Consider the following 11976-nt stretch of genomic DNA (forward strand, 5'->3'; position numbering starts at 1 on the left):
GGCGCTCAGCGGGTGAAGGCGTCGAGCACGGCCGTGTAGCGGCGCGTCCACCAGACCACCAGGGCCGACACCGCGGGAAACTGCGGGTCGGCCCTTCGGTCCTGGAGTTCGTAGCGCCAGCGCAGTATCCAGAAGTCGTTGAGCCGTTCCCACCACACCCGGTGCACCGCCGCCGCCAGTTCGGCGGCGTCCGCCCCGGCCGCGCGCCGGTAGGCGCGGGCGTAGGCACGCACCTTGGGCAGGTCCAGTTCCCCCGCCGGCTGGACGAAGAAGATCGCCGCGGCCCGCACCGCCTCCTCGGCCCGGGGATGGACGCCCAGGCGGTCCCAGTCGACGATCGCCGCCGGTTCCGCGCCCCGGTAGAGCAGGTTCAGCGGATGGAAGTCCCCGTGCACCCAGCCTCCGCCGCCCCCGGGCGGCGGTCTGCGCCCGGCGTGCTCGGCGAGCAGGACCCGGCGCTGGAGGAGCCGGTGCTCGGCCAGGGTGTCGAAGGAGTCCCGGGGGCGGGCGGACCGGGCCAGCCGCAGCAGTGTCCCGATGAGGGCGAAGGTCTCCTCGGGGTCGGCGCTGGCGTGCGCGTCCGGCAGGTCCGCCGCGGGGGCCATCACCTCGGCGAGGCGGGTGTGCACGGTGCCGAGCAGCGAACCGAGCCGCCGGGACTGGGCGGCGGTCAGCTCGGCGCCGTAGCGGTGCCGCCCGTCGACCCAGGGGTGCAGCGCGTAGCAGTGCCCGCCGAGTACGGCCAGCGTCGCGCCGCCGCCGTCCTCCACCGGTGGTGCGACGGGCACACCGAGCCCCTGGAGCCGGAAGGTGGCCGTGTGCTGGCGCGCGATGGCGGCCCGGTCGCCGTCCAGATGGTGCTTGAGGAAGTAGACGCCCCGGGTGGTGGACAGGCGGTAGCCGCGGTTGAGCAGCCCGAGGGTGACCGGGTGGCAGGAGAGCGGTTCCCCGGCCCCGGGGTAGCGGCGCAGCAGACGGCCGACGGGGGGGAGGGGGTCACCCGAGGGGGTGGTTCTGGCGGCGGGGACGGGCCGACGGACAGGGGCCCATTCACCGGGAGGGGGCCGGTCGTCACCGGGAGGAGCGAAGACAGCGGAAGGAGCGGGATCACCGGGAAGGGTGACGACAGATGAGCGCGGCACATGCCAAATGTTAGATCACTCAGCGTGTCGCCGTGACTCCGGCCCGGAGTGTGCCCGGGTGGCCGGTGCTCCCAGCCGCGGCCCGGCGGCCGCTCAGGTGGCCTCGGAGTGCTCCAGGGTGTGCACGGTGGCGAAGCGCGGGTCGATGCGCAGGTAGACGGGGATGTACTCCTCCCCGTTGATCCGGCGCGGTGCGGGGCCGAAGGCCGCCAGCTGCTCCGCCGTGGGGGAGTCGATCCGCGCCGTCCCCGTGAACTGCACCGACCACAGGGTCGACGCACCCGATTCCAGGTTGTCCGCGCTGTAGGCGACCACGCTGCCGCTGCAGGCGCGGTGGTCGCTGAGGCGGGAGTGCATCCGCAGCAGGACGGCCCCCTCGTCCACCAGGTGGCGGGCCGGGGCGACGAAGGGCATCGCCCGCACGCTGGTGGCCAGCCGCCCGTAGCGGACACGGGAGAGCAGGTCGATGGCGTGGCGCTGGTCGGTGGACATGGCGTCCACTGTCCGCCACCGGCGGGTGCCCGCAGAAGAGTCGCCGGTCCTTGTTCAGCGTGGGACCAAGGTCCCGTGCCGACTGGTTCGCCGCTCGCCGCTCGCCGCTCGCCGTGTGCCGTGTGCCGCGCGCCGGGCCGGGCGCGGCCCGGGGGCCGCTCGCCGCCTCTCCTGCGTGGTCGCCGTGCGCGCCCCGCCGGGCCCGGGCCCGGGCCCGGCGGAGGGGGTGCTCAGAGGTGGTGCTCGCGCTCCGCCTGGAGCCGGGCGACATAGGCCGCGGCCTGGGAGCGGCGCTGCATGTTCAGCTTGGCCAGCAGACTGGACACATAGTTCTTGATCGTCTTCTCGGCCAGGTGGAGGCGCTCGCCGATCGCCCGGTTGGTCAGCCCCTCGCCGATCAGGTCCAGGATCCTGCGCTCCTGCTCCGTGAGGTTCGCCAGCCGCTCGTCGTCGCGGGGCCTGCCGCCGTCGCGGAGGCGCTCCAGCACCCGCGCGGTCGCCACCGGGTCGAGCAGCGACCTGCCGGCCGCCACATCGCGCACGGCCCCCAGCAGCTCGTCCCCGCGGATCGCCTTGAGGACATAGCCCGAGGCCCCGGCCATGATCGCGTCGAACAGGGCTTCGTCGTCGGAGAAGGAGGTGAGCATCAGGCAGGCGATGTTCTCGTTCTGCGAACGGATCTCCCGGCAGACCTCCACGCCGCTTCCGTCGGGCAGCCGGATATCGAGCACGGCCACGTCCGGCGCGGTCGCCGCGACTCTGACCAGGGCCTCCGCCGCCGTGCCCGCCTCCCCGACGACCTCGATATCGGGCTCCATCGAGAGCAGCTCGCGGACCCCGCGCCGTACGACCTCGTGGTCGTCGAGCAGGAATACCGTGATTTTTCCTTCTTCGGTCACTCGGGAAGTCTCACACATCGGCTCTTCCCGTGCCCGGGGTGCGCGGGATAACGTGCCCCCTGTTCCGGCACCCGCAGGGCTGTGACCAGTGATTGTTCCCCACTTCCTCGATTTACTTGGAAATCCAAGCAAAAACGCAGGTCAAATGGGGTTTCGCAGTAATGCGCCACACTGGGTAACGTGCCTATGGCAGGGCATTCGCCGGGGCACCTGTCAGCCCGGTTCCCGGTCGGCCGTACACAACCCCCGTACGGTGGGCACGGACATCGGGCGAGCCGCACTGGCCACACCGGCGGACCCCGGGGGCCGGACCGACGGAGGAGCACGCACGTGACCGTGGAGAGCACTGCCGCGCGCAAACCGCGACGCAGCAGCAAGCGCGTGAGCGCCGCGAAGAAGCCGCAGAGTTCCGAGCCCCAGCTCGTACAGCTGCTGACGCCCGAGGGCGTGCGGGTCGAGCACCCGGACTACGACATCGACCTGAGCGCCGACGAGCTGCGCGGGCTGTACCGGGACATGGTCCTGACCCGCCGCTTCGACGGCGAGGCCACGGCCCTCCAGCGCCAGGGCGAGCTGGGCCTGTGGGCCTCGCTCCTCGGCCAGGAGGCCGCCCAGATCGGCTCGGGGCGCGCGCTGCGCGACGACGACTACGTCTTCCCGACGTACCGCGAGCACGGTGTGGCCTGGTGCCGCGGGGTGGACCCGACGAACCTGCTCGGCATGTTCCGCGGCGTGAACCACGGCGGCTGGGACCCGACCACCAACAACTTCCACCTGTACACGATCGTCATCGGCTCGCAGACCCTGCACGCCACCGGCTACGCCATGGGCGTGGCGAAGGACGGCGCCGACTCGGCCGTGATCGCGTACTTCGGCGACGGGGCCTCCAGCCAGGGCGACGTCGCGGAGTCCTTCACCTTCTCCGCGGTCTACAACGCCCCCGTGGTGTTCTTCTGCCAGAACAACCAGTGGGCCATCTCCGAGCCGACGGAGCGGCAGACCCGGGTGCCGCTCTACCAGCGCGCCCAGGGCTACGGTTTCCCGGGCGTCCGCGTGGACGGCAACGACGTCCTCGCCTGCCTGGCCGTGACCCGCTCCGCGCTGGAGCGCGCCCGGCGGGGCGAGGGCCCCACCCTGGTCGAGGCGTTCACCTACCGCATGGGCGCCCACACCACCTCGGACGACCCGACCCGCTACCGGCACGACGAGGACCGGGCGGCCTGGGAGGCCAAGGACCCGATCCTGCGCCTGCGCACCTACCTGGAGAACGAGGGCCTGGCCGACGAGGCGTTCTTCGCCTCCCTGGAGGAGGAGAGCGACGTCCTCGCCAAGCGTGTGCGCGAGGCCGTCCGCGCCATGCCCGACCCGGACCACATGGCCATGTTCGACCACACCTACGCCGACGGGCACGCCCTGGTCGACGAGGAGCGCGCCGAGTTCGCCGCCTACCAGGCGTCGTTCGCCGAGGAGGGCAAGTAAGCCATGGCCGTACAGAAGCTTCCCCTCGCCAAGGCGCTCAACGAGTCGCTGCGCAAGGCCCTGGAGACCGACCCCAAGGTCCTGATCATGGGCGAGGACGTCGGCAAGCTCGGTGGCGTTTTCCGTATCACCGACGGGCTGCAGAAGGACTTCGGCGAGGACCGGGTCATCGACACCCCGCTCGCCGAGTCGGGCATCGTCGGCACCGCGATCGGGCTGGCCCTGCGCGGCTACCGCCCGGTGGTGGAGATCCAGTTCGACGGGTTCGTCTTCCCCGCGTACGACCAGATCGTCACCCAGCTGGCCAAGATGCACGCCCGCGCGCTGGGCAAGGTCAAGCTCCCCGTCGTCGTGCGCATCCCCTACGGCGGCGGCATCGGCGCGGTGGAGCACCACTCGGAGTCCCCCGAGGCGCTCTTCGCCCACGTGGCGGGCCTGAAGGTGGTCTCCCCGTCCAACGCCTCCGATGCCTACTGGATGCTCCAGCAGGCCATCCAGAGCGACGACCCGGTGATCTTCTTCGAGCCGAAGCGGCGCTACTGGGACAAGGGCGAGGTCGACACCGAGGCCATCCCCGGTCCCCTGCACGCGGCACGGGTCGCCCGCGAGGGCTCCGACCTGACCCTGGCGGCCTACGGCCCGATGGTGAAGGTCTGCCTGGAGGCGGCCGCGGCCGCCCAGGAGGAGGGCAAGTCGCTGGAGGTCGTCGACCTCCGCTCGATGTCGCCGATCGACTTCGACACCGTCCAGGCTTCGGTCGCCAAGACCGGTCGCCTGGTCGTGGTCCACGAGGCCCCGGTCTTCTACGGTTCGGGCGCGGAGATCGCGGCCCGGATCACCGAGCGGTGCTTCTACCAGCTGGAGGCCCCGGTGCTGCGGGTGGGCGGCTACCACGCCCCCTACCCGCCGGCCCGTCTGGAGGAGGAGTACCTCCCCGGGCTGGACCGGGTGCTGGACGCCGTCGACCGCTCGCTCGCGTACTGAGAGGGGTGCCGAGACCATGACCGCAGACACTTCCGTGCGCTTCCGCGAGTTCAAGATGCCCGACGTGGGCGAGGGGCTCACCGAGGCCGAGATCCTCAGCTGGTACGTCAAGCCCGGTGACACGGTCACCGACGGCCAGGTCGTATGCGAGGTCGAGACCGCGAAGGCGGCCGTCGAGCTGCCCATCCCCTACGACGGCGTGGTGCACGAGCTGCGCTTCGGCGAGGGGACGACCGTCGACGTCGGCACCTCGATCATCACCATCGACGTGGCCCCCGGGTCCGGTCCGGCCGAGGAGCCGGCGGCCGCGGAGCCCCCGGCCGCCTCCGTGCCGACTCCCGCCGCTCCGGCGGAGGAGGCGGAGGAGGAGAAGCCGAAGGGCCGCCAGCCCGTCCTCGTCGGCTACGGGGTCGCCGAGTCCTCGACCAAGCGGCGCCCGCGGAAGCAGGCGGCGCCGGCCCCGGAGCAGTCCGCGGCGGCGGCGATCCAGGCCGAGATGAACGGCCACGGTGCCGCTCCGGCCGTCCCGGAGGACCGCCCGCGTCCGCTGGCCAAGCCTCCGGTGCGCAAGCTGGCCAAGGACCTGGGCATCGACCTGGCGACGGTGACCCCCACCGGGCCGGACGGCATCATCACCCGCGAGGACGTCCACGCGGCCGCCGCCCCGGCACCGGCCCCCGTGGCCGAGGCCGTTCCCGCTCCGGCTCCGGCTCCGGCTCCCGAGGCCGCCCCCGTCACCGCGGGCGCCCGTGAGACCCGCGTCCCGATCAAGGGCGTCCGCAAGGCGACGGCGGCAGCCATGGTCGGCAGCGCCTTCACCGCCCCGCATGTGACCGAGTTCGTCACGGTCGACGTCACCCGCACCATGAAGCTCGTCGAGGAGCTGAAGGCGGACAAGGACATGGCCGGGCTGCGGGTGAACCCGCTGCTGCTGATCGCCAAGGCGCTGCTCGTCGCGATCAGACGCAACCCGGAGGTCAACGCGGCCTGGGACGAGGCCGCGCAGGAGATCGTGCTCAAGCACTACGTCAACCTGGGTATCGCCGCGGCCACCCCCCGCGGTCTGATCGTGCCGAACATCAAGGACGCGCACGACAAGACCCTGCCCGAACTGGCCTCGGCCCTCGGTGACCTGGTCGCGACGGCACGTGAGGGCAAGACCACCCCGGCCGCCATGCAGGGCGGCACGGTGACGATCACCAATGTCGGCGTCTTCGGCGTCGACACCGGTACCCCGATCCTCAACCCCGGGGAGTCCGCGATCCTCGCCGTCGGGGCGATCAAGCTCCAGCCCTGGGTGCACAAGGGCAAGGTCAAGCCGCGGCAGGTGACCACCCTGGCGCTCTCCTTCGACCACCGCCTGGTCGACGGTGAACTCGGGTCCAAGGTCCTCGCGGATATCGCGGCGGTCCTGGAGCAGCCCAAGCGGCTGATCACCTGGGCCTGAGGCCCTGACGGGATCCGAGGTCCTGAGGGGATCCGACGTCCTGACGGGATCCGAGGTCCTGAGGGGGCCTGAGGCCCCGACGGGATCGACGTCCTGTTTCACGTGAAACGCCCGGCCGGGAACCCCCCGGCCGGGCGTTCCGCGTACCGGAGGGCCCCTCGCTCCCGGCAGGCGGTGGGCGAGGACGGCCGACTGCGAGTCAGACCCCTCCCGCTCGGCCGTCCTATCGGTCCCTCCCGCCCGGTCGCCCACGCCGGGCCGTGGCACCCGCCACCGTGCTGCGTGGTGTCCGGTCGGGCCCGCCGCCCGTCCGGATCGCGGACGGGGATACCCCTTGCACCCTTGTTGTATCTATGCTGCGTGCATGCCCGCTCCCAGCCCCACCCCGACCGGTGCCGCGGCCAAGCGCCCCCCTGCGGCGGAGCGCGTCTACGCCCATGTCAAGCAGGCCGTCCTCGACCGCGAGTACGCCGGCGGGACCCTCCTGACGGAAGGCGAACTCGCCGACGCCGTCGGGGTCTCGCGCACCCCCGTACGGGAAGCGCTCCTCAAGCTGGAGGTCGAAGGGCTGATCAAGCTCTACCCGAAGAAGGGCGCCCTCGTCCTCGCCGTCTCCGCACAGGAGATCGCGGACGTGGTCGAGACCCGGCTCCTGGTCGAGGAGTTCGCCGTCCGCAAGGCCGTCCCCGCTCCCCCGTACCTCCTCGCCCGCCTGGAGGAACTCCTGGGCGAGCAGCGCCGCCACGCGGAGGCCGGCGACCTGGCCGCCTTCGCGGCCAGCGACCGCTGCTTCCACGCCGAGATCGTCCGCCACGCGGGGAACGAGATCATCTCCAAGCTCTACGACCAGCTGCGCGACCGCCAGCTGCGGATGGGCGTCGCCATCATGCGGGCCCTGCCGGACCGCATCACCCGCAACCGCGAGGAGCACAGCGAGCTCCTGGAGTTCATCAGGGCCGGGGACGCCGACGGAGCGGCGGAGTGCGTGCGCCGCCACCTCGGCCGTGTGAAGGACCTGGTGCGCGGGGAGGAGGGGTGAGCGCGGAGCCCTCCGGCGCCGCCCCCGCGCCGCCCCCGGCGGCGGACCCCCCGGGCGGCCGGCGCGCCGCCCTCGTCTGGGGCATCGGCGTCGCCGTCTACTTCGTCGCCGTCATCTTCCGCACCTCGCTGGGCGTCGCGGGGCTCGACGCCGCCGACCGCTTCCACGTCGGCGCCTCGGCGCTCTCCACCTTCTCCATCCTCCAACTGCTGGTCTACGCGGGGATGCAGATACCCGTGGGCCTGCTCGTCGACCGGCTCGGCACCAAGAAGGTCCTCACCATCGGGGCCGTCCTCTTCACCGCCGGGCAGCTCGGATTCGCGCTCGCCCCCTCCTACGAGACGGCCCTCGCCGCCCGCGCCCTGCTGGGCTGCGGCGACGCGATGACGTTCATCAGCGTGCTCCGCCTGGGCACGCGGTGGTTCCCCGTGCGCAGGGGCCCGCTGATCGCCCAGGTCGCGGCCCTCTTCGGCATGGCCGGCAACCTCGTCTCCACCCTGGTGATCGCCCGGATGCTGCACGGCATGGGCTGGACGGCCACCTTCGCGGGCAGTGCCGTCGCCGGTCTGGTGGCGCTGGCGCTGGTGCTCCTCTTCCTCAAGGACCACCCCGAGGGCCATGAACCGCCTCCGGCCCGGCACCCCGGCACGGCCTCCGTCCGCCGCCAACTCGGCGCCTCCTGGCAGGAACCCGGCACCCGGCTCGGCATGTGGGTCCACTTCACCACCCAGTTCCCCGCCATGGTCTTCCTGCTGCTGTGGGGCATGCCCTTCCTCGTGGAGGCCCAGGGCCTCACCCGAGATACCGCGGGCACCCTGCTCACCCTGGTGGTGGCGTCCAACATGGTGATCGGACTGGTCTACGGTCAGGTCATAGCGCGCCACCACACAGCGCGGGCACCCCTGGCCCTCGGCACCATCGCGACCACCGCACTGCTGTGGGCCGCGACCCTCGGCTACCCGGGGGACCGGGCGCCCATGTGGCTGCTCATCACCCTGTGCACCGTGCTGGGAGCCTGCGGGCCCGCCTCGATGATCGGATTCGACTTCGCCCGCCCGGCGAACCCGCCCGAGCGCCAGGGCACCGCTTCGGGAATCGTCAACATGGGCGGCTTCGTGGCCTCGATGACGACCCTGCTCGCCGTCGGCTTGCTGCTCGACGCCACCGGCGGCAACTACCGGGTGGCGTTCGCCTCGGTGTTCGCCCTCCAACTCCTCGGCGTCGCCCAGATACTGCGGCTGCGCGGCCTCAGCGCCCGGCGCGAACGGGAGCGCCTGGTCGCCAGCCGGGTCGAGGCCGTCCACGTGCCGGCCTGACATCGCGGCCTGTGCGGGCGGGGCCGCCGCCATCGGGGACGGGGTCCCCGGGGCCGGCGGCCCCGCGGACGCTACGGAGTGACCGCGATCACCCGCAGGATCGCCTCGCCCAGCTCCTCGTCGCCGTCGACCTTGACCCGGTCCGCGACCGCCGCGGCACGGACGCGCCCGCAGGTCAGACGGTAGAAGGTCTCCCAGTCCGTCGAGAAGGTCACCAGCGGACCCAGCGACGGGGAGCCGTCCACCGAGCCGCGGCCCTCGCCGTCCACCCGCACCGTGCGCAGGAACTCCACGGGACCGCTGACGTCGAACACGACGGCGGAGTGCGCGGGCGCCCCCGCGTTCTTGGCCACCGCCTTCGGCAGGCCCTCGATCAGGACGTCCCGGGCCACCAGCGCTCCGGGGGAGTCGAGGGCGCCCGGCCTGCCCAGTGCCGTCCGCAGGTCCTGCTCGTGCACCCAGGTGTCGAACGCACGCATCCGGTAGGCCAGTTCCAGGGTCTGCTCGGCACCCAGCGGCGCCCGCACCTTGGTGTCGGGCGCGCGGCTCTCGTTGCGCAGCTGGCGCGCCCGGCGGATCAGCACGTACTCCAGCTCCGAGGTCATCTCCGGCGCCGTGTGGTGGCGGCGGACGTCGACCTGCATCTCCATGTACCGGGCGAACTCGCTGCGCACGTGGTAGAGGTCCCGCGGCAGCGAGTGGATGGGCCGGGGATCGCCGAGCATCTCGCACTCCATGCCGATCACATGCGAGACGACATCCCGCACGGACCACCCCGGGCACGGTGTCACGCGGTTCCACTCACCCTCGACGAGCGGCTGCACCAGCTCGGCTATGGACTCGACCGACTGCGTCCAGGCATCGGCGTAGTTCTGGAGGCTGGGATGGACGGTCACGGGACCCCTCGGCGGTCGTACGCGGGCAAACGGGACGGGCGGCTCTGCGTGGGGGTCCGGGGGTGGCCCCCGCCTCAGCACAGTACGCTGCTCGGAGGCACCCCGGCAGTGCTTTCGTGTGACGATCGTAGGCCCGCGTTGACGGCTCCAATGCCAGGACGGTGGTAGTGTGCGCGCCTCACTCATGCAAATCGCGGTCGAAGAGGACGAGTCGGTCGAATCCCGGCGGCAACGCGTCGCCGACCTCGTCCGCGACCAGCGCGGCGCCGACCTCGTCGTCCTCCCCGAACTCTGGCCCGTGGGAGCCTTCGCCTACCGGCAGTTCGACGCCGAGGCCGAGACTCCCACCGGGCCCACCTACGCGGCCGTGGCGGACGCGGCCCGCGACGCCGGGGTCTGGCTGCACGCGGGATCGGTCGTCGAGCGCGCCGGGGACGGGACCCTCTACAACACCTCCCTCGTGATCGCCCCCACGGGCGAGCTCGCGGCGACCTACCGCAAGATCCACCGCTTCGGCTTCGACACGGGCGAGGCCGTGATGATGGGCGCCGGCACCGAGCCGGTGACCGTGCCGCTGCCCGGGGACCTCACCCTGGGCCTGGCCACCTGCTACGACCTCCGCTTCCCGGAGCTGTTCCGGAGCCTGGTGGACCAGGGGGCGGAGGCGCTCGTCGTGCCCGCGGGCTGGCCCGCGAGACGGCGGGAGCACTGGACGCTGCTCGCCCGCGCCCGCGCCGTCGAGAACCAGTCCTACGTCCTGGCCTGCGGTACCGCCGGCACCCACGCGGGCGTGGAGCAGGCCGGGCACAGCATCGTGGTCGGCCCCTGGGGCGACGTCCTCGCCGAGGCGGGCCCCGGCGAGGAGGTGCTCACGGTGGACATCGACCCGGAGGCGGTGGCCAGGACCCGGGAGGTCTTCCCCGCCCTGAAGGACCGCCGCCTCGGACTCGCCGCGCCGCACGACCGCTGACCCGGGCTCCGGCCCGGAAGGGGGCGGACCGGAGCGCGGGCGGGTTCAGTCCTCCTCGCGCTCCCGCTCCGCCATCCGGATCACGCACACCGCGACCGCGATCAGCAGCGAGGCGTCCGCGTCCTCGCGGACCACGTCGACGCCGTAGGTGTCCCGCAGCGTCAGCCACCTCCGGGAGATGTGCGCCAGGAGCTCCCCGTCGTACTCGACCGCGAACTCCCGGTCCAGGATCCGGCCGCTGACGTCGAGCTCCGTCCCGTCGGAGAGCGTGACCCGGAAGTGGTTGCGCAGCAGTGACAGCCGCTTGCGGCGGATGGTGGCGAGCGTCTCGCCGTCCCGCTCGATCGTCATCGCGCCGCGCAGGCTCAGCAGCTTCTGCCGGAGCGTGACCAGCACGTATCCGCTCGGGTCCTTGAGCTCCAGGGTGTCCCGCAGGCGGAGTGCCTTGCCGTCGACGAGGAACGCGTGGCGGCCGCGCTCGTCCTCGATCCAGTAGTCGTCGCCGATGGCGAAGATCTTGTCGCGTACCAGGTATTTCATGGGATCCGCATACCCGCCCTCCGGCAACGGGACGAGTGCCGTTACCCGAAGAGGTGAAGATCGCACGGTCGCGCCCGCGGCCGGGAAGACCCCCCGAGGAGCGTCGCCCGACCCGCCACCTTCCTCCGCCGTATCGATCCTCCCCCGGTCCCGCGCACCGGCGGAAGGAACGATGCGGCGGTCGTCCGGGACGCCTTCGGGCGGCCGGGGGAGCGGCTACCGCTCCACTACATTCGGCCCCGCCGGACGAGGAACACGACACCCGTGGGGGTGGAGGAATGAACCGCGCAACCCGCATGTCCCTTTCCGCCGGAGCGGCGGTGCTCGCCGTCCTCGCCTCCGGGAACGGGACGACCGCCGGTGCGATCAGCGACAGCTCCCAGCGGACCATCGGACGGGGCATCACCCTCCAGGCGAACGCCTGGGAGTGCAACCTGTGGGCGAAGGCCTGCGACTGGAAGACCTCGGCGAAGGTCTACCGGGGCTCCAAGCGCCAGCGGATGAGCTGGGTCAAGAACGTCGCCCAGATCACCGGAAAGGGCGGCTCGGTCTCGGTGGGCAGCGGGAGCACGGGCGTCTCGGGCAGCGGGAGCGCAGGCTCCCACTCCTTCGAGTGGACCAACACCGACACCTGGACCTCCGACCTCTCGGGCCAGGCGCGCTCGGGGTACCTGTCGATGGTGTGGGGGATCGAGACGTGCTCCTACGCATCCACCCACCACGAGGGTTTGGGCGTCAAGGGCACTGCCTCCGCCTGCGCGGGCTGAGGGGG

The 11976-nt window shown here is 72.2% G+C and carries 12 protein-coding genes; 7 read left to right on the forward strand and 5 right to left on the reverse strand.

The window, feature by feature from the left end:
• Positions 1 to 5: 5 nt before the first annotated feature.
• The 3 genes from ACGF15_RS13650 to ACGF15_RS13660 all read right to left on the reverse strand — a co-directional run bounded on the left by ACGF15_RS13650 (position 6) and on the right by ACGF15_RS13660 (position 2533).
• On the reverse strand, positions 6 to 974 hold the full coding sequence (locus tag ACGF15_RS13650) for a phosphotransferase (protein WP_345612470.1): 969 nt from the start codon (positions 972 to 974) through the stop codon (positions 6 to 8).
• A 261-nt stretch (positions 975 to 1235) separates the two neighbouring features.
• A complete protein-coding gene (locus ACGF15_RS13655) occupies positions 1236 to 1634 on the reverse strand; it encodes a pyridoxamine 5'-phosphate oxidase family protein (RefSeq protein WP_345612066.1) in 399 nt (132 codons plus the stop codon).
• 230 nt (positions 1635 to 1864) lie between these two features.
• Complete coding sequence (locus tag ACGF15_RS13660; RefSeq protein WP_345612064.1) at positions 1865 to 2533, reverse strand: response regulator transcription factor; 669 nt, start codon at positions 2531 to 2533, stop codon at positions 1865 to 1867.
• Between the two features lie 330 nt (positions 2534 to 2863).
• On the opposite strand from ACGF15_RS13660, the gene pdhA reads away from it, so the two are divergent.
• The 5 genes from pdhA to ACGF15_RS13685 all read left to right on the forward strand — a co-directional run bounded on the left by pdhA (position 2864) and on the right by ACGF15_RS13685 (position 8798).
• Positions 2864 to 4012, forward strand: coding sequence for a pyruvate dehydrogenase (acetyl-transferring) E1 component subunit alpha (gene pdhA, locus ACGF15_RS13665; protein ID WP_345612063.1), 1149 nt, complete (start codon positions 2864 to 2866; stop codon positions 4010 to 4012).
• 3 nt (positions 4013 to 4015) lie between these two features.
• Entirely contained in the window at positions 4016 to 4996 is a 981-nt protein-coding gene (locus ACGF15_RS13670) for an alpha-ketoacid dehydrogenase subunit beta (RefSeq protein WP_345612061.1), read from the forward strand.
• Positions 4997 to 5012: 16 nt separating this feature from the next.
• Positions 5013 to 6443 carry a dihydrolipoamide acetyltransferase family protein gene (locus ACGF15_RS13675; RefSeq protein WP_345612059.1) on the forward strand — a complete coding sequence of 477 codons (1431 nt, stop codon included), beginning with the start codon at positions 5013 to 5015 and terminating at the stop codon, positions 6441 to 6443.
• A 364-nt stretch (positions 6444 to 6807) separates the two neighbouring features.
• Positions 6808 to 7482, forward strand: coding sequence for a GntR family transcriptional regulator (locus tag ACGF15_RS13680; protein WP_392798697.1), 675 nt, complete (start codon positions 6808 to 6810; stop codon positions 7480 to 7482).
• Complete coding sequence (locus tag ACGF15_RS13685; RefSeq protein ID WP_392798700.1) at positions 7479 to 8798, forward strand: nitrate/nitrite transporter; 1320 nt, start codon at positions 7479 to 7481, stop codon at positions 8796 to 8798. The genes ACGF15_RS13680 and ACGF15_RS13685 overlap by 4 nt, the downstream gene beginning before the upstream one ends.
• A gap of 71 nt (positions 8799 to 8869) precedes the next feature.
• Here ACGF15_RS13685 and ACGF15_RS13690 read toward each other — a convergent pair whose 3' ends face one another.
• A complete protein-coding gene (locus ACGF15_RS13690; protein WP_345612053.1) occupies positions 8870 to 9694 on the reverse strand; it encodes a maleylpyruvate isomerase family mycothiol-dependent enzyme in 825 nt (274 codons plus the stop codon).
• A gap of 169 nt (positions 9695 to 9863) precedes the next feature.
• Here ACGF15_RS13690 and ACGF15_RS13695 point away from each other — a divergent pair, with 169 nt between their 5' ends.
• The gene (locus tag ACGF15_RS13695; protein ID WP_362606457.1) at positions 9864 to 10664 is read left to right on the forward strand and encodes a carbon-nitrogen family hydrolase; all 801 of its coding nucleotides are present in this window, start codon (positions 9864 to 9866) and stop codon (positions 10662 to 10664) included.
• A 45-nt stretch (positions 10665 to 10709) separates the two neighbouring features.
• Here ACGF15_RS13695 and ACGF15_RS13700 read toward each other — a convergent pair whose 3' ends face one another.
• Positions 10710 to 11204 (reverse strand): LURP-one-related family protein, encoded by a 495-nt coding sequence (locus tag ACGF15_RS13700; RefSeq protein ID WP_345612049.1) that lies wholly within the window; start codon positions 11202 to 11204, stop codon positions 10710 to 10712.
• 278 nt (positions 11205 to 11482) lie between these two features.
• Here ACGF15_RS13700 and ACGF15_RS13705 point away from each other — a divergent pair, with 278 nt between their 5' ends.
• Positions 11483 to 11971, forward strand: a complete 489-nt coding sequence (locus ACGF15_RS13705; RefSeq protein WP_392798705.1) for a hypothetical protein — start codon at positions 11483 to 11485, stop codon at positions 11969 to 11971.
• The last annotated feature ends 5 nt before the right edge of the window (positions 11972 to 11976 follow it).

The sequence above is a fragment of the Streptomyces sp. NPDC048001 genome (assembly GCF_043203115.1).
Classification (GTDB): Bacteria; Actinomycetota; Actinomycetes; order Streptomycetales; family Streptomycetaceae; genus Streptomyces; species Streptomyces sanyensis.